Genomic DNA, 20,407 nt, shown 5'->3' with positions numbered 1-20,407 from the left:
CCGTCACGGGCCGTGGATTACTGGACGGGCTGGTAGGCGGGGCCGCCCTCGGTCAGCAGCCGCTCGGCCTCGGCGAAGATCTCCTCGGGGGACTGGTCGAGGTTCAACGTCTTGCGGAACGGCTGGCGCACGTCCCGCTCGATGCGCAGGTAGACCTCGTTGCGGTTGCCCTCGGGATCGAAGAAGTAGATCCCGATCGCGTTGCCGTGGGTGACCTCCTGCTGGACCTCGATGCCCTCGGCGCGGAACCGGTGGTGGAAGTCGATGATCGACTCCAGTGAGTCCACCCGCCAAGACACCTGGTGCGTGAGCTTGCTTCCGGCCGGGGCGGTCCGGCCCTCCTGGAGCACGAACTCGTGGTGCTCCTCGTCCGGGCGGGACGAGAAGAACACGATGCGCCGCTCCTCGTCCTCATCGGTCACCGTCAGCCCCAGGACCCGGCTGTAGAAGTCGCGCATCTTTTCGAGGTCGTCGACCCAGAAGCCCGTGTGCCCGAGCCCAGTGATGCTCATACTGTCTCCAATGTCAGGACTGAGTAACTGATGTATAGGACGCTAACGGTCGGATCTCCGGTCGTCAATCGCGAAATTCCGCCTTCATGCCCCTTGACTGAAGGCAAGTCCACAGTGCACGGTCCTGCTAAATGAAACCCACGTCCGGGTTTTCGAGACATGGTGTCCGGTGCGTCGCTCAGTCAACGGCGTCCACGGAGCACCGCCGGAGGCATCCCTCATGACCGATCCCGCTGCCGAGAGCCCCGCTCCCTCTCCGAACACGCCCGCTCCGCTGGGCCGCGCCACGCTGGTGGCGGCCTGCTTCGCCATCTGCGTGGCTCAGATCGGCATTCCCCTGGCCTCGCCGCTCATCGGTGAGATACAGCAGGACCTCGGGGCGTCGGCCGCCGCCCTGGCCTGGATCCCGGCCGCGTTCATCCTCCCGACGGCCATCCTGGAGCTGAACTTCGGCGTCCTCGGCGACCTGTTCGGACGAAAGCGCCTGCTGGTCCTCGGCGGGCTGCTGATCACGGCCGGCTGCCTGGTCGTCGCCACCGCGGGCTCGATGACCCAGCTGATCGCCGGCCAGGCGATGGCCGGCCTGGGAGCCGCAGCGATCTTCCCCTCCTCGCTGGCGGTGATCGTCGCGGGCACCCGGGAGCCCGTCGCCCGCGCCAGGGCCCTGTCGTACTGGGCACTCAGCCTCGCCTTCGGTGCGATGATCGCCCCGCTGATCAGCGGCTTCATCGCCGAGCACGCCCACTGGGGCTGGGCCTTCGTTCCGCTCGCGGTGCTCGGCCTGGTCACCTCCGCCGTCAGCGGTCGCTGGGTCGTCGACTCCCGCCAGGCCACCGCCGACCGCGGCCTCGACCGGCCCGGCCAGCTCACCATCGCCGTGTCCCTGCTGGCGCTGCTCTACGCCGTCATCGAGGGCGCGAGCGACGGCTACTCCGAGCCCCACATCGTGCTCGCCTTCGTCCTCGCCGCCGCCTCCTTCACGGCGTTCCTCGTCGTGGAGCGCAGATCACGGGCGCCGATGCTGCGCCTGGACCTGTTCCGCACCCCCGCCTTCGCCGCGGCCGCCGCCATCGGACTGCTCGCCCTGTTCGGCTTCATCGGCACGGCCTATGCGCTCAGCATCAAGTTGGAGGCAGTCCACCACGTCTCCCCGTTCCAGGCCGCTCTGCCCTTCGCGCTCGTTCAGGCGGTCCCGCTGCTGCTCACCCCGTTCCTGCCGAAACTGCTGCAGCGCGTGCACCCCCGCACCCTGCTGGTCGGCGGGCTGCTGTCGCTCGCCGCCGGAGAGTTCTGGATGGCACTGCTGCCGGGCGACGCGACGGGCCTCGCGTCCATGACCGGACCGATCCTGCTGATGGGAGTCGGCTTCATCACGATGTTCTCGTCGCTGACGGCCGTCGCGGTCGGCACGGTCGACATCCGGTACGCCGGCATGGCCAGCGCGGTCACCAGCCTCGTCCGAGAGACCGGGCAGGCCCTCGGCCCCGCGGTCGTCGGCGCCGTCGCCCTCGGCACGGCGAGCAGCGGCCTGGCCGACAAGCTCGCCTCCTCCGGCCTTCCGCCACAGGCTCTGGGCGTAGCCGAGGCCGTCAACACCGAAGGAGGCGCACTCGCAGTCGCCAACGCCGACCTCGGCAGCCTGTCGGGCACCGTGGCCCCGCTCGCCCGCGAGGCCCTCGAATCGGGCCTTGACCTCAGCATGTACGTCTGCGCCGGCGCCGCCCTGGCAGGCGCGGTAATCGCCGCTCTCGCCCTGCGGCACAGCGGAGCCGATGATGCCATGGCCGTCGGAACGTCCGCCCAGGAGGCGGCCACCGCACCGGCCGGCGCCCCGAACTCCGTCAAGCCGCTCCCCAGCGCCTGACCATCAGCCCCGAGGGCACAGCCGTAACAACCCCTGACATGGAACGGGACACCATGACTCTTCTGGACAGCAGCACCTGGGAAGGCCGCATCTTCTCTGGCTCGGGTGAGTGGATCAGCGGCACCGGCGAGGAGTACGACGCCGTCGAGCCCGCCACCGGCAAGACGCTGGGCCGCGTCGGCTCCGCCACGCCCGCGGACGTGGACAGGGCGGTGGAGCGGGCGGTGCGGGCCCAGCGGGAGTGGGCCGCGCGGCCGTATTCCGACCGTGCCGCTGTCTTGCGCCGCGCCGCGCGTCTCTTCGAGGAGCACCAGCAGGAGATCGAGACCTGGCTGGTACGGGAGTCTGGTGCGATTCGGCCGTTCGCCGCCCTGCAGGTCAGCAGCGGCGGTGCGGAGGAGTGCCACGAGGCCGCCGCCCTCGCCGGGGCACCCTACGGCGAGCTCCTGCGTTCCGGACAGGAGCGGCTGTCCTTCTCCCGCCGCGGCCCGGTCGGGGTCGTCGGCGTCATCGCCCCCTTCAACGTGCCGATCATCCTGGCCATGCGAGCGGTGGCCCCGGCACTCGCCCTCGGCAACGCGGTCGTCCTCAAGCCGGACCCCCGCACCGCGATCAGCGGCGGTGTCGTCTTCGCCCGTGTCTTCGAAGAGGCGGGCCTGCCTGCCGGTCTGCTGCATGTCCTGCCCGGCGGGGCGGACGTCGGGGCAGCCGTCGTGGAGCATCCGCAGGTTCCTGTCATCGCGTTCACGGGTTCCACTCGGGCCGGGCGCGCCATCGGTATCGCCGCGGCCCGGCACCTCAAGCGGGTCCACCTGGAACTGGGCGGGAACTCCGCGCTCGTCGTGATGGACGACGTCGACCTGGAGCAGGCTGCCTCGGTGGGCGCCTGGGGGTCCTTCGTCCACGCCGGCCAGATCTGCATGGCCAGCAGCCGTCACCTTGTCCACGCGTCGGTCGCCGACGACTACACCGCTCTGCTCGCCCAGCACGCCGACGCACTCAGGGTGGGCGACCCGGCCACCGAGGACGTCGCCGTCGGACCGCTCATCGACAGCGGTCAGCGCGACAACGTCCACCGCATCGTCACGGACACGGTCGAGGCCGGCGCCCGGCTCGCCGCGGGTGGCACCTACGAGGGCCTGTTCTACCGGCCCACCGTGCTCTCCGGCGTACCGCTCACCGCGCCCGCCTACGCCGAGGAGATCTTCGGCCCCGTCGCGCCCGTCGTCCCCTTCCGGGACCTGGACGAGGCGGCCGGGCTCGCTGCCGGCACCGAGTACGGACTGTCCCTCGGCATCCTCACCCGGGACGTTGCGAAGGGCCTCGCCCTGGCGGAGCGCGTGCCCACCGGACTGGTCCACATCAACGACCAGACGGTCAACGACGAACCGAACATCCCCTTCGGCGGCGTCGGCGACTCCGGCACCGGCGCCCGTCACGGCGGCGCCGTCGCCAACCTCGAGGCCTTCACTGAACAGCAGTGGGTCACCGTACGCAGCGAACTCCCGCGCTACCCGTTCTGACCCGTCCCGGCACACAAACCCGTTCGGAGAGCCCCATGCCCGCGAACCCCATGACCGTTGTCCCCCGTGGGAACGGAGAGAGCCCCGTCCCCGTCGGCGCCGGAGCCGACTGGCACACCGGCAACAGGTTCCTCAACGGCCCCTTCGCACCCTGGACGGAGGAGAACGAGGCGTACGACCTGGAGGTGGACGGCGAGATACCGTCCGACCTCGCGGGCGCGCTGTTCCGCGTCTCCTCCAATCCCCGCTTCCAGCCCCGCAACACCGACCGCTACCACTGGTGGGAGGGCGACGGCATGGTGTGCGGTGTCTACCTGCGCGAGGGCAAAGCCGCCTACCGCACCCGCTGGGTCCAGACCGACTCGATGAGGGTCGAGGTGGAGGCCGGGGAGGCGATCTACAGCGGCTTCGTCAACGGCGGCACCCAGGGCAGGCTGCCCGACGGCGCCCCGCGCGCCAAGAATGTGGCCAACATCAACGCCGGCCTCTTCGACGACCATCTGCTCGTCTACTTCGACGGCGGACTGCCGCACGCGCTGGACCCCGAGACGCTGCGCACCCTCGGCACGTACGACTTCCACGGCGGCGTCGATGTCCTGTGCACCGGCCACTACAAGACCGACCCGGACACCGGCGACATGCTGTTCTTCGCTGCGGTCGGACCCACCATCACCTGGTACCGCGCCGACGTGAAGACGGCCGAGATCAAGGACTCGCACTCCTTCGACATCGGCGTGCCGGTCCTCATGCACGACTTCGCGGTGAGCGACACGTACGCGGTCTTCTTTGTCACGCCCGCCCAGTTCCGCCTCGACCTGGTGGCCCAGAGCAGGCCCGGCGTCGTCTGGGACGAGAATTCCCTTGAACATGGCGTCCAGATCGTCCTGATGAACCGCCACACCCACGAGATCACCCGGCACGAGCTCGGCGGGCACTGGGCCAACACCCACTTCTACAACGCCTACGAGCAGGACGGTGAACTGATCGTCGACGGGCACCGGATCAGCCGACTCGGCAACCCGGTCGACCGTCTCTCCACGCCCGTGGGCTCCCACGAGTGGTTCCCGCCGGCCCTGCCCTACCGCTGGCGCGTCGACCTGGCGACCGGACGGGCCACCGAGGAGATGATCAGCGGCATCTTCGGCGAGTTCCCCAAGATCAACGACGCCTGCACGGGTCGGCCGCACCGCTACGGCTACTTCGTCACCACGCGCAGCCTGGCCGACGACACCATGTCCGACGGCCTCGCCCGTCACGACTACCTTCTCGACCGCACCACCGTCGTCGAAGGACCCGACGGCCTGACCAGCCCGAGCGAACCGGTCTTCGTGGCCCGTGAGAACGCCCGCGGCGAGGACGACGGCTACCTCCTCTCGCTGTGGTGGAACCGCGCCACCGACCTGAGTGAACTCCTCGTCCATGACGCGGCCGACCTGCGCCGCACTCCGCTGGCCCGGGTCAAGCTTCCCAGCCGGGTGCCGTTCGGCTTCCACGGAAGCTGGGCCGAACACGACGTTCTGGACCGTGCCATCGCAGCGAAAGGCGACGACAGGTAGCGGCGTTGCTTCGATCCAGTCCTCGGTTCCGGGCGTCAACGGACTGCGATGGCGTGGGTGTCCTGGTCCGGAAGACCGGGTGACCTCAGGCCATGGCCAGGACAGCTGAGACCAAGGACCGCAGGCAGGCACTCTCGGCTTCCTCGTCCGGCAGGGAGAGGTGCTGCATCGTCAGTCCGTCGAAGCCGGCCAGGAAGAACCTCGCGATCGTCTCGGCGGGCTGGCCGAGCCGGTGACCGGTGCGTTCGGCGGCCTGCTCGACCTGCTTCGTCGTCACCGCCAGGACCTCACTGTAGTGGTTCTGAAGAGCTTCCTTCAGGTGTGGCGTACGCAGGGCGAACATGCTCAGCTCGGTGAGCAGCTGATACGAGGCGGGCTGTTCGAGCACAGTACGCCAGAGTGCTTCGGCGAGCGTGACGACGGTTTCCTCGAAGCTCGCGTCCGTGGGCGCGGCCTGTGTCACCTGGTCGACGAGGTCGTGCGTGAGCTGTTCCATGACGGCCCGGTACAGCTCCTCCTTCGTGCCGAAGGTGTAGTGCACGGTCGCCTGTGCCACGCCGAGCTCGGCGGCGATGGCGCGGGTGCTGCCGGCGGCGACGCCCTCCCTGGCCATGAGGCCGATGGCCGCCTTGATCAGTTGTGGGCGGCGCTCCGCCGCGGATACGTGAGCCATGACGTGATCCTATCCGACTCAGTCTGTCGAACAGGTCGCTCGACAAATCAGCGGTACATGATGATGGCCGCACCTGGGCCCACGGCCGGTCGGACGGCCCGCCCGTCCTGCCGGCCGCCGGCTCAGGAGCATTCGCCGCCTGTCAGAGAGCGGTCCTCGACGCCTCGGAACGGAGCAGGGTGTTGAGGTTGGCCATGGAGGTGCGCATGCCGGCGCGCATCGCGGGCTGCTGTATGGAGTCCAGGACCAGGCCCAGCGGGCCGAGGCCGATGGTGTACTCGACCTGGTAGAGCATCTCCGTCGCCTCCCGGCCGTCGGCGCTCTGGACCGGTCGGAACTCGAAGATGTTGGTGACGTCCTGGAGTGGGGCGAATCCGGTGCCGGTGTCGACGCGGCGCTTGAAGGGCTCAATCTCCCTGACGGTCCAGACCGAGTCTGTCTTGAGCGGGCCGAGGGTGCGGTTGCGCTCGGAGTAGGTCTTGCCGATGGTGGCGACGCCGTGGTGGTCGGTGACCTCGATGGCTCCGGCGACCCACTCGGCGTACCGGTCGGTGCGGGAGATGACGTCCCAGACCCGCCCGAGGGGGGCGTCGATGATGGCGGTCTCGGCGACGACGAAACGGTTCATGGCAGGGTTCCCTTGCTTGGCGGTACTTCTTGCGTTCAGTTCTGGTGGAGGAGTTCGGTGGCGGTGTGGCGGCCGGAGCGGACCGCGCCGTCCATGTAGCCGTTCCAGTAAGGGGAGAATTCGGCGCCCGCCCAGTGCACGCGGCCGTGGGGGCGGCCCATCCACTGGCCGAAGTCGGTGAGTACGCCGGGGGCGGCGACGGAGGTGGGGCCGCCCTGGGTCCACTGCTCGGCGGTCCAGTCCTGCTCGACGTAGTCGGCGGTGTCGAAGGCGCGGTCCCCGACGACCTGGGCGAAGCAGCGCAGGACGGCGCCTCGGCGCTCGGCGGCCGGGCGGTGGGCCCACGTGCGCCATTCCCGGCCGCCGAGGAAGCCCATGAGGACGCCGGGTCCGCCGTCTGGCGGGGTGTTGTCGAACATCTCGCGGATGGGGGATCCGCCGCGCAGCAGGCCCATGCCGGAGAGCCCGTCCTGGCGCCAGAACGGCTTGTCGTAGACGGCGACACACTTCATGAGGGTGCCGAACGGCAGCCGCTGGAAGAGCTGGTCCTGCTGGGCCGGCAGCAGCGGGTCCCACACGATCCGCGAGGCCACCAGCGGCGGTACGGCGACGATCACTCGGTCGGCCTGCCAGTCACCGGCGTCGGAGACCACGGTGACACCGGTGGAGTCCTGGCTGACGCGTCGCACCGGCGCCGACAGGTGGACGCGGCCGTCGAGTTCTTCGGCGAGGCGCTGGGCGACGAGCTGGGAGCCGCCGACGAAGCGGCTGTCCTGGGCGCCGCCGGTGGTGCCGGTGCCGCGCTCCATGGTGCCGGGGTGGGTCTCGTTGCCGAACGTGGAGACGTACCAGAGGCTGAACAGGGCGGAGGCGTCGCGGGCCTCGCCGCCGTAGGCGGAGTTCAGGAAGAGGCTGATCATGTCGACGGCGTCGCCGGTGATCTCGGCCTTGCGCAGCCAGGTCTCGTAGGTCATGGCGTCCAGTTCGCGGGCGTTCGGGGCCTTCCAGGGGGCGGCCGGGTCCACCTTGGCCGCGGCCTGGCCGATGCGGGCCAGGGCGATACCCATGTCCGGCAGCGCGAGCAGGTCCGGAGGGGTGTGCCCGGTGAACCGCTTGGCCTTGCCGTCGTTGACGTAGACGGTCTCGCCGGGGGCGGCGGCCTGGTAGGTGTCCACGCCGACCTCCTTGGCCAGCGCCAGGATGTGGTCCTGGGTCGGACCCACGTACTGCCCGCCGATCTCGGTCACTTGCCCGTCGCCGAGGTCGTGGTTGAGCAGCCGGCCGCCGACCCGGTCACGGGCCTCCAGTACGGCGACCGACTTGCCCGCTGCGACGAGCTCCCGTGCCGCGGTCAGACCGGCCAGCCCCGCACCGATCACCACCACATCCGCCCTGCGGGCCTGGTGTGCCACGGCGATGTCCGTGTCCGTGTTCTGCGTGGTGCTCATGATCACTCCTTGTCCTGGGGTGCTCCCGGCGCTGCGGACGTGCTCCGCGGGGAGAGCGGCAGGCCCATGACCTGGCTCTTCCCGGGGGCGGCGTGCTCCGGTGGCCATCACCATACAGATGACATGGTCGACTGACAATGTCGGAGGGTCAAGTTAAGTGATTAGGTCGTCCGACTTGAGTAAGTGACGAAGTCGGCGCTCGACGCAACTCGGATGCCGCCCACGGCACCGGCATGCCTCATGCCCGTAGCCGCGCGACGGCGCGGCCCACCCGCTCCACCGTTCGTCCCGCGCCGCAAGGCGACGTCCGGAAAATCCCTTACCGGCCTTGGGAGTTCGCCATGGCAGTCCTGCTTCATCGGCTGGCCGCAGCGCCTACCGCCATCGCAAGCTGGTGCTCGGTATCTGGCTCGTGGTCCTGGCCGCGCTCATCACGTGCGCCGGCGTCTTCGGCGGCAAGCTCGACGACCGCTTCACCGTGCCGGGCACCGAGTCGCAGCGCGCGCTGGACACGCTCGGCAAGACGCTGCCCGAAGCCTCCGGAGCGGACGCCCGGATCGTCTTCACCGCACCCGAGGGCCACCACATCACCGAGGCCCCCTGCACCGCGGCCATCGCCGGAACCGAGGCGGCGGCCGCGAAAGCACCTCAGGTCAAAGCCGTCATGGGCCCGAGCCAGTCCCGGGCTGTCTCTGCCGACCGGAGCACAGCGATCGTGCAGGTGCAGTACTCCGTGCAGCGGGCCGAGGCACACCCTTCGTCCCTGGACGTGATCGAACGGGCGGCCGAGACGGCCGAGAAGAGCGGGCTCAGGACCTTGGTGGGCGGCAGTGCCTACGGCAGCAACGGCGTGCACATAGGCCCGTCCGAGATCATCGGTGTCGCCGTCGCCGTGCTCGTCCTCGTCGTCACCTTCGGCTCCCTGCTTGCCGCGGGTATGTCACTGCCGCCCGCCCTGCTCGGCGTGGCCGTGGGACTCACCGGGCTGCTCGCCCTCACCCCGGCGTTCAGCATCTCCTCCACCACCATCACGCTCGCGCTGATGCTGGGGCTGGCCGTGGGCATCGACTACAGCCTGTTCATCCTGACCCGCCGCCGTCAGCAACTCGCCCGCGGAACCGACCCCCAGGAGTCCATCGCACTGGCCGGGCATGTCCAGGATGCTACCGACGGCCACTCGCACAACGCCCTTCTCCGTTTGACGAGTTACGGGCCTGGGGTGTCGGCAGTGGGGAGTTCGTCGAATGTGAGGGTGGGGCCAATGTGCGCGAGGCGGGCGCTGCAGGATTCGAGGAGGAAGACGGAAGGGGTGGAGATCGTGACGTACACGCAGTAGTTGTGCGGTGCGGGCACGATCATTTGCAGTGCGGCCATCGGTAGCGGGGGCATGGCGAGCCCGGCCTCGATCGGCGGGAGATGAAGGGTGCGCAGGGAGGTGGACATCACCGCCGGCCCGCAGGGAAGCTTGGCCGCCAGCAGCATGCCCTGAGGGCCTTCGCCGAGCGGGAAGCGGAGCTTGTCAAGGGTGTCCTGGGCCACCCTGGAGAAGAGTTTCCGCGCGGTCGCCTGGTATATCCCTTCAGCGGTAAAGAGCCGTGTCGCGGGGCTGTGCTCACTCGACCGTACGTCACGGCGAGCAGGCCCATGGACAGCCGCTCGCCCCCGTTCACCTCCTCGGTGCCGATGCACATGGCGGTGAGGACGACGTTCTCCCCGGCGCTCAGGAGCGGCAGCTGACGGCGCAAACCCGTGCTGGCGGCGGCACGTTGTGCTTCGTCGGCGTCAGGCATCATCTGGGCCACAGCCTGCGGGCTCAACACGCAGTACAAGTCCGTGACTCTCGGCCAGTTCTATGACGTGTCCGGACGGCTGGAAGGCCATCGACGCGAACGCCTTTGGCTCGCAAGGGCCGCTGCCGGTCTCAGATCCCCAGGCGCAGTACCGAAACTGGATGGACCCGAAGGACCCCTCCAACTATGGCGGGTTCAACGATCCCGCGAGCGTCAAGCTCGCCGACCAGGCCAGTCGCGCGGTCGACCCCAATGTGCGTGACGAACTGCTGGCAAAGGCCGATGCTCGGCTGTTCGACCAGATGCCATGGATTCCGGTCGTGGATGTGGCGAGCGTCCTCTATGTCAACAAGAAGGTCACCGGAGCCGTGCCAACCTCGGCCTACTGGTGGACTCCCTGGGCCGTCGGCCTGGGCAGTTCAGGGAGCTGAGCCGGCGTAACCGGCAGGAGGGCTGGTGGGAGGCTTGCCTGCCAGCCCTCTGCCGCGCGCTACGCGCCTGCAGCACTCGTGGCCGCCGAAGACGTCGAGATCGCGGCCGCTCGTAGCTGCGTCGCACAACAGCGACGTGGGGTGCACGCCGCCGAGGGAAGCGGTCCAGCTTCACGGCGGGCATCGGCATGACCTGGGAGCACCCCGCTCACCTCTACCTGAAGCGAGTGAAGGCCGACCAGGTCGCGCTCGGCACGCCCGGTACGTCCCGGGCGGCTTTGGCTGGCGTCATCGGCCTGACGATGAGACAAAGAAGGCGCCGGTGAGGTCCGACGATCGGGTCCTCACCGGCGCGCTCGGCGTACGTCAGTAGGGCGCGCTCATCACGTGCTTGATGCGGGTGTAGTCGTCGAAGCCGTAGCCGGACAGGTCCTTGCCGTAGCCGGAGGCTCCGAACCCGCCGTGCGGCATCTCGGAGACGAACGGAAGGTGGGCGTTGGTCCACACGCACCCGAAGTCCAGGTCGCGGCTGAGGCGGTCGGCGGTGCCGTGGTCCCTCGTCCAAACGCTGGCGGCGAGGCGCAGGGCACGCCGTTCGCCATCGCGACCGCCTCAGCCTCGTGCTGGAACGACTGGACGGTCAGGACGGGACCGAAAACCTCCTCCTGGACGATGCGATCGGACTGTCGCACACCGGTGATCACGGTCGGGGCGAAGAAGAAGCCCCGCGTGCCGACCTGGGTTCCGCCCGTCCGCACCTCGGCGTGGGATGGCAGGGTGTCGATGTACGACGCCACCTTGGCGAAGTGCCGGGCGGCGCCGCGGAGGCCAACGGCGGTCGGCTGGAGCTCGACACCCGACCCGGCCAGGGCTGCACCGTTCGTCTGCTGCTGCCGAACGGGTTCGTTGCCGTACTCATGGAGGGCGAGCACCTGTCGAGACCGAAGGAGTTCCACCGGTGAAGCTCAGCACCGCACGACTGGGACGAAATACCACGGCCGCCGCGCGTCTTCGGAAGGCGCACTGCATGCTGCTGCCCTCCCCGGACAGCGGGCGCTGATAGCGTCCGGCGACGACTGGCGGGAGCGATCCGGTGCAGACACCGGTGAGCGTCAGCGGCTGGTTGACGTTTCCGGTGCGCCGCGGGCGGTGCGGCATCCCGGCCGGTCGGCGGCGATGGGCATGTTGGGCTGGTTCCTGTGAGCGAGCGCAAGCCCTACAAGACCGACGTGAGCGACGAGCAGTGGGCGCTGGTGGAGCCTGTGATAGTCGCGTGGAAGGCCGCGCACCTTTCGGTCAGTGGCTGTCAGGGCCGTTACGCGATGCGGGAGATCGGGTTGCCGCGTGGCTGGGAGGTCAGTCGACCGCGTCAGTGGAGGCGCCTCATTCCACCATGTCCGAGCTGTCGGGGTCGTTCATCCGGTCGATCGCGGCTCTGGCGGAATTCGTGCGCTCGCGGATCATGGCCTGGAATTCGAAGCGATCGGCGCCGATCTCCTGCCTGACAGGAAAGGCGGCCAGCAGTTCTTCGCAATTTTCAGCCACCTCTCCGCGAAACTCGCTGTGGCTCAGAATATGGCCCTTGTTCCTGAGGATGGCGTCCACGACCATCTCGCCCATCTCCCGTGGGTCCATCCCGGCATCCCCTGTCGGCCCGTGGGCGCCGACAGGCTGGTCAGCCGCCTTTCCGGTGCCGAACCGCGCCTGGCGGTTCTGCTCGGCCAGCAGCATGCGGGAGCGGGTCAGCCCCGGATAGAGCGTTGACACCCCGATGCCGTGGGGCGCGAGCGAGAGGCGCAACGAGTCCCCCAACCCGCGGACCGCGTATTTGGACGCGGCGTAGATAAAATTGTCCACCGAGGGAAGCAGGCCCGCCATCGAGGATGTCGAAACGATATGCCCGCCCTCCTTCTGGCGCAGCATGTGCGGCAGAAAGCTCATGATGCCGTTGACCACACCGCCCAGGTTCACCCCGAGCACCCAGTCCCAGTCCTCGTAGCGCATCGCCTCGACGGTGGGTGCGGTGCCGACGCCGGCATTGTTGACGAGGATGTGTACGGCGCCGAAGCGCTGGACGACCCGATCCGCCGCGTCGGCCATCGCCGTGCGATCGATGACGTCAACCTCCAAGAATTCGGTGGACGGTCCGTCGCCGAGGACACTGCGAGCCTCATCGAGGTGATCGGGCCGCAAATCCGCTACGGCGACGCGGACGCCATGAGCGAGGAGGGCCTGAACGATCCCCAAACCAATCCCACTAGCACCACCGGTCACAAACGCCACTTTGTTCGTCAGATCCCTCATGTCATCCTCTTGTCGCCATGGCGTTGGAAGCAGCGCCAACTCTTGATCTCGATTGACACCGGATGGGGGACGGGTTGCTCGGCGTGCTCCCGCCGGGCTCCACCCCAGTGGTCTGCACCCATCTGCGGACCCGCGCACGCGATCGCACAACTGGCCGGGGCATCACAGCACGCGGGTCGGGCTCAGGGGTCAACGTACGGTGGCATGGTTTCGGAACCCGTACCTCTGCGCGCAGGGAATCAGCCGCCGCAGTCAGCCTCCGCGGCGGGATCTCGCAGGTCAGCGACCTGTTGAAATCAACTGGCCGGGACATCACGCATGGGTCCCTACGCGGCACACACTATCTATCAAGGCACAAGACCATGGCCGCACGAGTGGAGCAGCGGCCTTCCGGCCTAGCCCGCGGCGTCCCTCCTTGACGGACACCGCGGGCGCAGGATCCCTTGCACCTCATCGAGCCGGCGCGCCGACTCAGTGGCGGCTGCGTCAGAACGGATAGCTGGGGACGTCACCGCGGACCGTGACCCACTGCTGTTCCGTGAACGCCTCCAAGTTCGCGGTGGCGCCACCGTGCCGGGATCCGTTGCCGGAGTCGCCACGGCCGCCGAACGGAACCGTCGCCTCGTCGTTGACGGTCTGGTCGTTGATGTGCACGAGCCCAGTGGGGATGCGCTCCGCGAGCGCCAGGCCCTTGGCGACGTCCCGAGTGAGGATGCCCAAGGACAGCCCGTACTCCGTATCGGTGGCGAGCTTGGCCGCCTCGTCCAGGTCGTGGAACCGCACCACGGGAGCGACCGGGCCGAATATCTCCTCCGCGTAGGCGCGGGCGTTGAGCGGCACGTCTGCCAGCACGGTGGGCCGGTACATCAGCCCCTCGTAGGTCCCTCCGGTCACGAGCCGCGCGCCCACCGCGACAGAGTCCGTGACAACGGCATGTGCCGCCTCAAGCTGTCGCTGGTCGATCATCGGTCCCACAGCGACGTCGCCGCCGGCCGGGTCGCCCACAATCGCGGCCTGCGCACGCTGTGCAAGGAGCTCGACGTACTCGTCGGCGACCCCGGCGTGAACCAGATGCCGGCTGGAGGCCATACAGATCTGGCCGGCATGGTGGAAGGAGCCGAACGCGCCGGCGGACGCGGCCCTCTCCAGGTCGACGTCGTCGAGAACGATCAACGCGGAGTTGCCTCCGAGCTCCAGGTGCGTCCGCTTGAGCCGCTTCGCCGCCGCAGCGGCGATCGCCTTGCCGGCGCGGGTGGACCCCGTGAAAGCGATGACCGGCACCTGCGGGTGATCCACCAGCGCGGCGCCCACATCGGCGCCACCGGGCAGCACATGCAGGAGTCCGTCAGGCAGGCCCGCTTCCTCGAAGACACGAGCGATCGCCACGCCACCGCAGATCGCCGTGCGCGGGTCCGGCTTCAGCACAACCGCGTTTCCGAGGGCCAACGCCGGCGCCACGGCACGCATGGCGAGCACCATGGGAGCGTTGAACGGGGCGATGACGCCGACAACGCCGACCGGGAAGCGGCGCGAGAAGGACAATCGCTCATCTATGGAACGGAGGACTTCGCCGTACGGCGCCGCAGCCAGGGCGGCTGCCTCGTAGCACTCCTCGGCTCCACCGTTCGAAGCCTGGAACTCCGCGAAGGGCCGCAGTGCTCCCGACTCCCGCACGATCCAGTCCGCGATCTCCGCGTGGTTCTCCTCGAAGGCTCGGGCCGCGCGCCGCAGCACCTGCGCCCTCTCGATGTACGGCAGCGCCGCCCAACTCCGCTGAGCCTGCGTCGCCCGCTCCACTGCTTGCGCGAGGTCGTCCGGCGTCGCCGCGCCCACCCGGCCCAACGTGTCCCCCGTGGCGGGCTCACAGGAGTCGTACGAATCACCCGAACCCTTGATCCAGCCTCCGGAGAAGATCCTCTCGGTCCATTCCGTCGTGTCGAGCAGTGCCATGATGTCTTCCTCACTTCCCTTGTTCGATTGATCGCATCTGGTGCCACGCCCGCAGGTACTCCTCTGCAGGGGGCGCGTTCCTCATAGGCTTCGGGGAGCTGGCCATGGACGGCTTCAGCCGCGCCGATCCCTCACTCGGTAGCCGTCGCACCCGGCTCGGCCGGTCGCCCGCGGCGCCGCCGAACGGCGGAGCGCTTCCGTCTCGGAAGCGATCCTGAGGATCCAGTCGGCCATGCATGCCCGGACGTGTCATGGTCGATTCAGCCACTGCCGCCAGCGGAGGCGCCGGCCAGTTGATGCCACCGTCAGAAGCGGTGGGACATCCACACCGCCTCGTGCCGTCGGCGACGGTTCATAGACCGGAGGCTGAGTCCCAGCCGTTACCGGCGCCGAAGTTGAGCGGGATGAACACCGGCGCTTCGATCTCGTGAATCCGGCCCGAGTGGATCTTGAATATCTCCAGCCACTGCGTGCTGAACGGCAACGGGTTCGGCAGCCGGTCAACGCCCGGATAACCCGTGAGCGGGGCGGACCGGACGTCGCCGTTCTGTATGAACAGCGGAAACGCCGCTACGAGTCCCTTGACCTCGTCGATCACGATCGGCCGCCGCGGCCACACCTTCCACAGATCGGCGAAGAGGCCCGAATCGATCTGTTCGGCAGCACTGCGCACGCTCATGCCGTTCATGAGGATCTGCATCCGCTCCCGCTCGTCTGCGGGCGTGTTCTGCGGAAGCAGCAGTTGAGGCGGCGTCGAGTTGCCGGTGGTCCGCAGACCCGTCTCATGTCGCACACAGTCGGCCGCGAAAGGAGCGCTGCGGCTGTCCTCGCTCGTCAGTGCGTCGAAATAGGAGTCGGCGATCAACTGCAATTCGACGCGATCATTGCGCTGCTCGAGCGGCACATCCTGCAGGAGCGCATCACGGGGTCGCTCAAGATTCGCCCACGCCGCCGGCTGGATCATATCGGTGAGGAGATGCTCAACTTCGATGATCCGTCCCTTCCGCACCCTGAGGCGTATGCCGGCGAGATACGGGCGTCCGCGAACCTCCAGCAACCCGCCGACGACGATCTGCTCGGAGACCGCGTCAACGACGTCGACGCGGAAGCCTTCCGGCGCTTTGGTCAGGGCCCGCCACAAGACCCCTTCACCCATCGGAATGGCGATGGTGTTCTCGGTCATGCGCACCTGCGGATCGAGGGGCAGTTCTGCGGGCGAGTGACTGAGCAAGGCGTCAAAGTATCGGTCGGCGAGCGACTTCAGCCAGCTCCGCGCTTCATCGCTCTCATGGCCCGGCGTCCGCGCATGCGCCACTTCGGTCCCGCTGTCGGCGACAAGGCGGGGCACCGCCTCCGAGTCGATCGTGTGGACGTTCTTCATGACTTGTCCTCTCAATTCACCCGCGCAGCAAAGGCTGCCGAAGGTAGAAGCTCACGAACGAACGGCGGCTGCCTGGACGGAGCCGGATCATTCCGGTGCCGCCTTGCGCGCCTGCAGCGCGATCTCTTCTGCTGCGACCGCGAGCAGCGCAGCCGACTTTTCGATGGCTGCCGCGTTATCGGGTCCGCTGGCGAGGGCAACAGTCAGGCTGCCGGCGATGCCGTGCCCGTCTTGCTTCAGCGGGATCGAAACGTGCAGGACGCCCGGGTCGGGATCATCCACACCGACGGCGTAGCCGAGCCCGCGAACCGCCCGCATGCGCCGCTTGAAGACAAGCCAGTCGGCATCACCTGAGTCGACCCGCTGGTAGATCGACCGAACGGTCCGCACCTCAAGGAAGGAGAGGAGGGCCAGCCCGGGAGCTCCCTGGAACAGCGGGGCCAGACGCCCCCTGGCGAACGCGCCCTCCGGGAACGGCTCGGCGCCGATCCGATGCTCGTGCGTCGTCATGACGGTATCGCGATAGATGCGACTCAAAAAGATCAGGCCCGGTTCAGCGTACTCCGCTGCCATCCTCACAACGGCAGGCTCAGCGGCGCGGATCAGTGGGTCGGAGAGGCGCAGTTGCCGTTCGTAGTGGATGATGCCCGGCCCGAGCAGGTAGCGACCCGGCCTGATGCTGAAGATCAGTCCAACCGCCGCCAGGCTCCGAAAATACCTGTAGACGGTGCTCTCGGACTGGCCCATCGCGACGCACGCTTGCTCTACCGTCCACTCCGGCCGCTCAGGGGTGAACAAGTCCATCACTGACAGCATCCGGTCCGAACTTGTCCCACTTCGATGCGTTTCGTCAGCCACTGCCACTCTCTCCATCCTGCCGCTACCAACCCGAGGAGGCCTTCAATGGAAGGATCTCCCGGATCTCGTCGATGATCCGAATCTCACCATCCACCACCTTGAAGACTCCCAGCATGTACATGGCTCCAGCGTCAGGCCGCGGGTGGTCCGGGATGGGGTGAAAGTCGACCACCACAAAGCTCGCCGCCACGCCCAACTCTGTGTCGAGCACCGGAAATCGGCGCTCACGTGCGTGCGGGCGCGCCGCACGGGTGTCGTTGAGCGCGGACGCACAAGTGTGAACCTTGGCGTCGGGCGACAGAAGCGTACGCAAGGTATTCGTCGTCTTGGCGCCGTTGTCGAACTTGTCGCACCGGTAGTTGAAGCGCGGAATCGTCCCGTCGCTCTGCTCCAATCCCTCCCAATAGGAATTGGCCGCTGCGCGCAGTCCCTCTCGATCGACGCGGCGGTCGGCTGGAACTACTGCTGAGTAAATGATGTCGGGCTTCAGAAGGCGGGCGGCGTCGGCGAAATGCCCTTGGGGATCGGAACTGACGATCGCTTCGGCTTCGAGGATCAGCTGTCCACGCACCTGAATACGTTGCGCGAAAGGCAGGGGCTGGCCGCCTTCGAATGTGACCACGCCCATGCACACCGCCTGGCCGGTGAGCGGATCGGCGAAGCTGATGATCCCTCCGAATTGCGGCGCCCGACGCCAGAGTCCGTGGCCGATCTCCACGAGTGCACCGTTCTCGGTGCTGCGGAAGTCGGAATGGAATCCGAGCGCCTCAGGTGCGCCACTGGACAGTGCGGACAGATAGTCAGCGAGAAGGCCAGTCAGATCATTTGAGTTCGTCACGATATACCTACAGGGGAGTGACCGAAATGAACGCGGCCATAGTTGATCGCAGCGCTGTCGGACTGATGCGCGAGATGGCCGCGCAGCACGCCGATATTGCGCCAGTACCGGCCCAGCAACGCATCCTTCCTCGCCGCCGAAGAGCCCACTGTCCGGAACATGATGTCGACTGCCTCGTGCGCGAGGTGGACGCTTTGCAGCATGACCATCGCCAGGCGCCGACTGTCGTCTTCCGAACACGGTTCGCCTGTCGTGAACGTTCGTTCCGCGATCTCCATGTAGTCGGCCGCGGTGTGCAGCAGCGCGGCTCGCGCCGTATCGACCAGGGCGCGGCAACGTCCGAAGTTGAATTGGTACTCGGCCAGATCGGCACGTGAGGCCCCGGTCGGGCCGGTCGCCTTCCGCGCCCTGAAAGTCTCCTCGTAGACATCGAGTGCGCCTTCTGCGGCACCGACGATCACTGCGACGGACTCGGTGATGACGAAGGGCCGAGCGGGGCCGTAGAAGAGCGAACTGTCGCGGTAGGCCTCGGCAGGCGGCATCGCCGCTGTCTGCGGGTACGGCTTGGTCCGGTGCGCCGGCACGAAGACCTCGTTCATCACGACGCGGTGGGAACCGGTGCCCTGCATACCGATCACGTCCCAGTTCCGCACGATCTCGTAGTCGGCGCGTTCGAACAGCCCCATCCGCAAGGGCGAGTCACCCGGCCGAGGGTCGTTGACCTGGAATGTCAGCAGGATGTGCGTGGCGTGGGTGCACCCAGATGCGTAGTCCCACGCACCACTCACCCGAAAGCCTCCCGGCACCGCCACACCGGTCCCCTGCGGGGCGGCCACCTCCGGCGCTCGGAAATCGCCGAGGGCGCCGTACGCCTCCCGCTGGGCATCGAGGGGGAAAGTAGCGAGCTGGTGCACATGTCCCGACACGATGGAGAGCACCCAGGCGGTTTCCGGACAGCCCCGCGCCACCGCCGTGACAAGGCGGACGAAGGTCGGCAGGTCGAAGCCGTAGCCACCGAACAGACGCGGCTGGATCACACGGTAGAAGCCCGCCTCCACCATGTCCCGGTTGGTCTCCGCCAGGACGTTTCCCGCCGCCTCCGTCTCCGCCTGGCGGTCGCGAAGATGACCGAGCATCTCCTCGGCACGAAGGATCAGTGCCTCTGGGGACAGATCGGGCTCCGGAGGCGCGATCGAAATGGATGGTGCCGTGCGCTGCTGCGCGCGCATCGGAGCGGTCATGATGTGCTTCTCCTTGTTGAATGGCTGCGGCGAGGGGCCGCGGATCACCAGCGAGTGCTGCGGTGTGGGCACACGTGGCCCGGCAACGACTGTTCGGGGCGACGCTCGGCTGTCGCGAGCGCTACCTGGCGACACGACGAGTCACGGTGCGACTGCGTCCCAGGCCGCCGACCATCACACGAGCGATCAGGAGGTTTGAAGCTCGCGAGACCGGCCGTCGAGAGTGCCCTCGCAGGGCCAGCTCTTGACCTCGGGCAGGCATTTGTCAGCGAACAGACGCATGTTCCGCCTGGCCTCCTCGCGCGGCATGCCGCCGAAGTGGAAGTGCGGGAAGAATCCCTGCAGGTTCAGGTCCGCATTGATCCGCTCGAGCGCTTCGATCACCTCGGTCGGGTTCCCGGCCGGCATCACCTTTGCCGTGTTCTCGGCCATCTCCTCGATCTTCTCGGGCGAGATCCGCATCTTCGCGTAGAACTCGTTGCCCTTGGTCGTCCCGAAGCTCTCCTCGGCCATGCCGTAGTTCTTCACCGCGGCGCGGAAGTTCACCCGGTGGTACTTGATGGACATCTCCTTGGCGCGGTCGCTGCTCTCGTCGACGAAGATGGTGCCCGACAGCATCGGCGAGGGGGCCGAACGTCGCGCACCGTGCGTCTCCCCCCACACCTGGTGGTAGGTGTCGACGTCGACACCTAGATTGGCGCGTGGCTCCGGATTGATGATCAGGACGCCGATGCCCAGCTCGGCAACGGTCCGAACCGATTCCGGCGAGCCGGCCGATCCGAAGATGCGTCCCTCGAAACTTCTGAACGGCCGCGGACGCAGCTCGCGGCGAGGCTGCTTCGTGAGCTCGCCGCCTTCGATGACACCCGTCTCGAGCGCGGTGATGATCAGCTCGGCGTGCTCTCGATAGAGTTGACGGGTCTGGTTGATGTCGACCCGCAGGCCGTCGTACTCCATCTTCCCAAGACCACGGCCGAAGCCGAGCAGCAGCCGACCCTCCGTGACGTTGTCGAGCCACAGCGCCTGCTCGGCGACGCGCACCGGGTCGTTCCACGGCAGTACCACGACCTGCGTTCCGAGCTTCACGTGATTGGTCCTGCCCGCGAGATACGCGAGCGACTGCAACGGTGAGGGAGAGATGGAGTAGTTGGAGAAGTGATGCTCCGTCACCCAGATGGACTCAAATCCAAGGCCCTCTGCCTCGATCGCCATGTCGAGGTCTTCCTTCAGGAACTGCCTGTCATCGACCTCGTTCCCGCTCTGGTGCTGAAAACCGGTCGCGATACCTACATGCATTGTTCGCTCCTCCTGATCGACCTGCGCGATCACACGCCCAGATCGACCGTGCCAGTTTGATCGTAACTTGTCACTATGCGAAAATGGAAGCTGTTCTTCGCCCTGTGTGTAGCG

At 67.7% G+C, this 20,407-nt stretch carries 16 protein-coding genes and 2 pseudogenes; 6 read left to right on the top strand and 12 right to left on the bottom strand.

Features of this window, described 5'->3' with window-relative positions; all coding sequences use genetic code 11:
• Positions 1-17: 17 nt before the first annotated feature.
• Positions 18-512: a VOC family protein gene (locus ACZ49J_RS35050; protein WP_467454580.1), complete on the bottom strand. Its 495-nt coding sequence runs from the start codon at positions 510-512 to the stop codon at positions 18-20.
• Between the two features lie 220 nt (positions 513-732).
• Here ACZ49J_RS35050 and ACZ49J_RS35045 point away from each other — a divergent pair, with 220 nt between their 5' ends.
• The 3 genes from ACZ49J_RS35045 to ACZ49J_RS35035 are packed head-to-tail and all read left to right on the top strand — an operon-like array spanning position 733 to position 5,455.
• Positions 733-2,376 carry an MFS transporter gene (locus ACZ49J_RS35045; RefSeq protein ID WP_467454578.1) on the top strand — a complete coding sequence of 548 codons (1,644 nt, stop codon included), beginning with the start codon at positions 733-735 and terminating at the stop codon, positions 2,374-2,376.
• A 53-nt stretch (positions 2,377-2,429) separates the two neighbouring features.
• Positions 2,430-3,899 (top strand): benzaldehyde dehydrogenase, encoded by a 1,470-nt coding sequence (locus tag ACZ49J_RS35040; protein ID WP_467454577.1) that lies wholly within the window; start codon positions 2,430-2,432, stop codon positions 3,897-3,899.
• Positions 3,900-3,934: 35 nt separating this feature from the next.
• Positions 3,935-5,455 (top strand): carotenoid oxygenase family protein, encoded by a 1,521-nt coding sequence (locus ACZ49J_RS35035; protein ID WP_467454575.1) that lies wholly within the window; start codon positions 3,935-3,937, stop codon positions 5,453-5,455.
• 85 nt (positions 5,456-5,540) lie between these two features.
• On the opposite strand, the gene ACZ49J_RS35030 is transcribed toward ACZ49J_RS35035, so the two are convergent.
• The 3 genes from ACZ49J_RS35030 to ACZ49J_RS35020 form a co-directional block, all read right to left on the bottom strand.
• Positions 5,541-6,128 carry a TetR/AcrR family transcriptional regulator gene (locus tag ACZ49J_RS35030; RefSeq protein WP_467454574.1) on the bottom strand — a complete coding sequence of 196 codons (588 nt, stop codon included), beginning with the start codon at positions 6,126-6,128 and terminating at the stop codon, positions 5,541-5,543.
• A gap of 142 nt (positions 6,129-6,270) precedes the next feature.
• The gene (locus ACZ49J_RS35025) at positions 6,271-6,756 is read right to left on the bottom strand and encodes an SRPBCC family protein (protein ID WP_467454573.1); all 486 of its coding nucleotides are present in this window, start codon (positions 6,754-6,756) and stop codon (positions 6,271-6,273) included.
• A 35-nt stretch (positions 6,757-6,791) separates the two neighbouring features.
• The gene (locus ACZ49J_RS35020) at positions 6,792-8,312 is read right to left on the bottom strand and encodes a flavin monoamine oxidase family protein (protein WP_467454572.1); all 1,521 of its coding nucleotides are present in this window, start codon (positions 8,310-8,312) and stop codon (positions 6,792-6,794) included.
• Positions 8,313-8,598: 286 nt separating this feature from the next.
• Here ACZ49J_RS35020 and ACZ49J_RS35015 point away from each other — a divergent pair, with 286 nt between their 5' ends.
• On the top strand, positions 8,599-9,540 hold the full coding sequence (locus ACZ49J_RS35015) for an MMPL family transporter (protein ID WP_467454571.1): 942 nt from the start codon (positions 8,599-8,601) through the stop codon (positions 9,538-9,540).
• A gap of 516 nt (positions 9,541-10,056) precedes the next feature.
• Positions 10,057-10,425: a hypothetical protein gene (locus tag ACZ49J_RS35010; RefSeq protein ID WP_467454570.1), complete on the top strand. Its 369-nt coding sequence runs from the start codon at positions 10,057-10,059 to the stop codon at positions 10,423-10,425.
• Positions 10,426-10,791: 366 nt separating this feature from the next.
• On the opposite strand, the pseudogene ACZ49J_RS35005 reads toward ACZ49J_RS35010, so the two are convergent.
• Positions 10,792-11,228, bottom strand: a pseudogene (locus ACZ49J_RS35005) (aldehyde dehydrogenase family protein); the annotation flags it as partial.
• A 396-nt stretch (positions 11,229-11,624) separates the two neighbouring features.
• Between ACZ49J_RS35005 and ACZ49J_RS35000 the strand changes: the two are divergent.
• Positions 11,625-11,759, top strand: a pseudogene (locus tag ACZ49J_RS35000) (transposase); the annotation flags it as partial.
• A 49-nt stretch (positions 11,760-11,808) separates the two neighbouring features.
• Here the strand turns inward: ACZ49J_RS35000 and ACZ49J_RS34995 are convergent.
• The 7 genes from ACZ49J_RS34995 to ACZ49J_RS34965 form a co-directional block, all read right to left on the bottom strand.
• Positions 11,809-12,729, bottom strand: coding sequence for an SDR family oxidoreductase (locus tag ACZ49J_RS34995; protein WP_467454568.1), 921 nt, complete (start codon positions 12,727-12,729; stop codon positions 11,809-11,811).
• Positions 12,730-13,215: 486 nt separating this feature from the next.
• Positions 13,216-14,679, bottom strand: a complete 1,464-nt coding sequence (locus tag ACZ49J_RS34990) for an aldehyde dehydrogenase family protein (RefSeq protein WP_467454567.1) — start codon at positions 14,677-14,679, stop codon at positions 13,216-13,218.
• Between the two features lie 352 nt (positions 14,680-15,031).
• Complete coding sequence (locus tag ACZ49J_RS34985; RefSeq protein ID WP_467454566.1) at positions 15,032-16,060, bottom strand: DUF8021 domain-containing protein; 1,029 nt, start codon at positions 16,058-16,060, stop codon at positions 15,032-15,034.
• A gap of 87 nt (positions 16,061-16,147) precedes the next feature.
• On the bottom strand, positions 16,148-16,876 hold the full coding sequence (locus tag ACZ49J_RS34980; RefSeq protein ID WP_467454652.1) for a helix-turn-helix domain-containing protein: 729 nt from the start codon (positions 16,874-16,876) through the stop codon (positions 16,148-16,150).
• 64 nt (positions 16,877-16,940) lie between these two features.
• On the bottom strand, positions 16,941-17,756 hold the full coding sequence (locus tag ACZ49J_RS34975; protein WP_467454565.1) for a DUF8021 domain-containing protein: 816 nt from the start codon (positions 17,754-17,756) through the stop codon (positions 16,941-16,943).
• Positions 17,753-18,997, bottom strand: coding sequence for an acyl-CoA dehydrogenase family protein (locus tag ACZ49J_RS34970; protein WP_467454564.1), 1,245 nt, complete (start codon positions 18,995-18,997; stop codon positions 17,753-17,755). The genes ACZ49J_RS34975 and ACZ49J_RS34970 overlap by 4 nt, the downstream gene beginning before the upstream one ends.
• A gap of 186 nt (positions 18,998-19,183) precedes the next feature.
• Positions 19,184-20,326, bottom strand: coding sequence for an LLM class flavin-dependent oxidoreductase (locus tag ACZ49J_RS34965; RefSeq protein WP_467454562.1), 1,143 nt, complete (start codon positions 20,324-20,326; stop codon positions 19,184-19,186).
• Positions 20,327-20,407 lie beyond the last annotated feature (81 nt).

This window comes from Streptomyces sp. NPDC030840 (genome assembly GCF_055572015.1).
The sequence above is the reverse complement of the archived record's forward strand: the minus strand, read 5'-3'. Positions and strand labels throughout refer to the sequence as shown.

Bases quoted from the DNA above. Each gene is read 5' to 3' on its own strand.
- ACZ49J_RS35050 (WP_467454580.1), bottom strand. From the start codon at position 512: ATGAGCATCACTGGGCTCGGGCACACGGGCTTCTGGGTCGACGACCTC.
- ACZ49J_RS35045 (WP_467454578.1), top strand. From the start codon at position 733: ATGACCGATCCCGCTGCCGAGAGCCCCGCTCCCTCTCCGAACACGCCC.
- ACZ49J_RS35040 (WP_467454577.1), top strand. From the start codon at position 2,430: ATGACTCTTCTGGACAGCAGCACCTGGGAAGGCCGCATCTTCTCTGGC.
- ACZ49J_RS35035 (WP_467454575.1), top strand. From the start codon at position 3,935: ATGCCCGCGAACCCCATGACCGTTGTCCCCCGTGGGAACGGAGAGAGC.
- ACZ49J_RS35030 (WP_467454574.1), bottom strand. From the start codon at position 6,128: ATGGCTCACGTATCCGCGGCGGAGCGCCGCCCACAACTGATCAAGGCG.
- ACZ49J_RS35025 (WP_467454573.1), bottom strand. From the start codon at position 6,756: ATGAACCGTTTCGTCGTCGCCGAGACCGCCATCATCGACGCCCCCCTC.
- ACZ49J_RS35020 (WP_467454572.1), bottom strand. From the start codon at position 8,312: ATGGCCACCGGAGCACGCCGCCCCCGGGAAGAGCCAGGTCATGGGCCT.
- ACZ49J_RS35010 (WP_467454570.1), top strand. From the start codon at position 10,057: ATGACGTGTCCGGACGGCTGGAAGGCCATCGACGCGAACGCCTTTGGC.
- ACZ49J_RS34995 (WP_467454568.1), bottom strand. From the start codon at position 12,729: ATGAGGGATCTGACGAACAAAGTGGCGTTTGTGACCGGTGGTGCTAGT.
- ACZ49J_RS34990 (WP_467454567.1), bottom strand. From the start codon at position 14,679: ATGGCACTGCTCGACACGACGGAATGGACCGAGAGGATCTTCTCCGGA.
- ACZ49J_RS34985 (WP_467454566.1), bottom strand. From the start codon at position 16,060: ATGAAGAACGTCCACACGATCGACTCGGAGGCGGTGCCCCGCCTTGTC.
- ACZ49J_RS34980 (WP_467454652.1), bottom strand. From the start codon at position 16,876: ATGCTGTCAGTGATGGACTTGTTCACCCCTGAGCGGCCGGAGTGGACG.
- ACZ49J_RS34970 (WP_467454564.1), bottom strand. From the start codon at position 18,997: ATGACCGCTCCGATGCGCGCGCAGCAGCGCACGGCACCATCCATTTCG.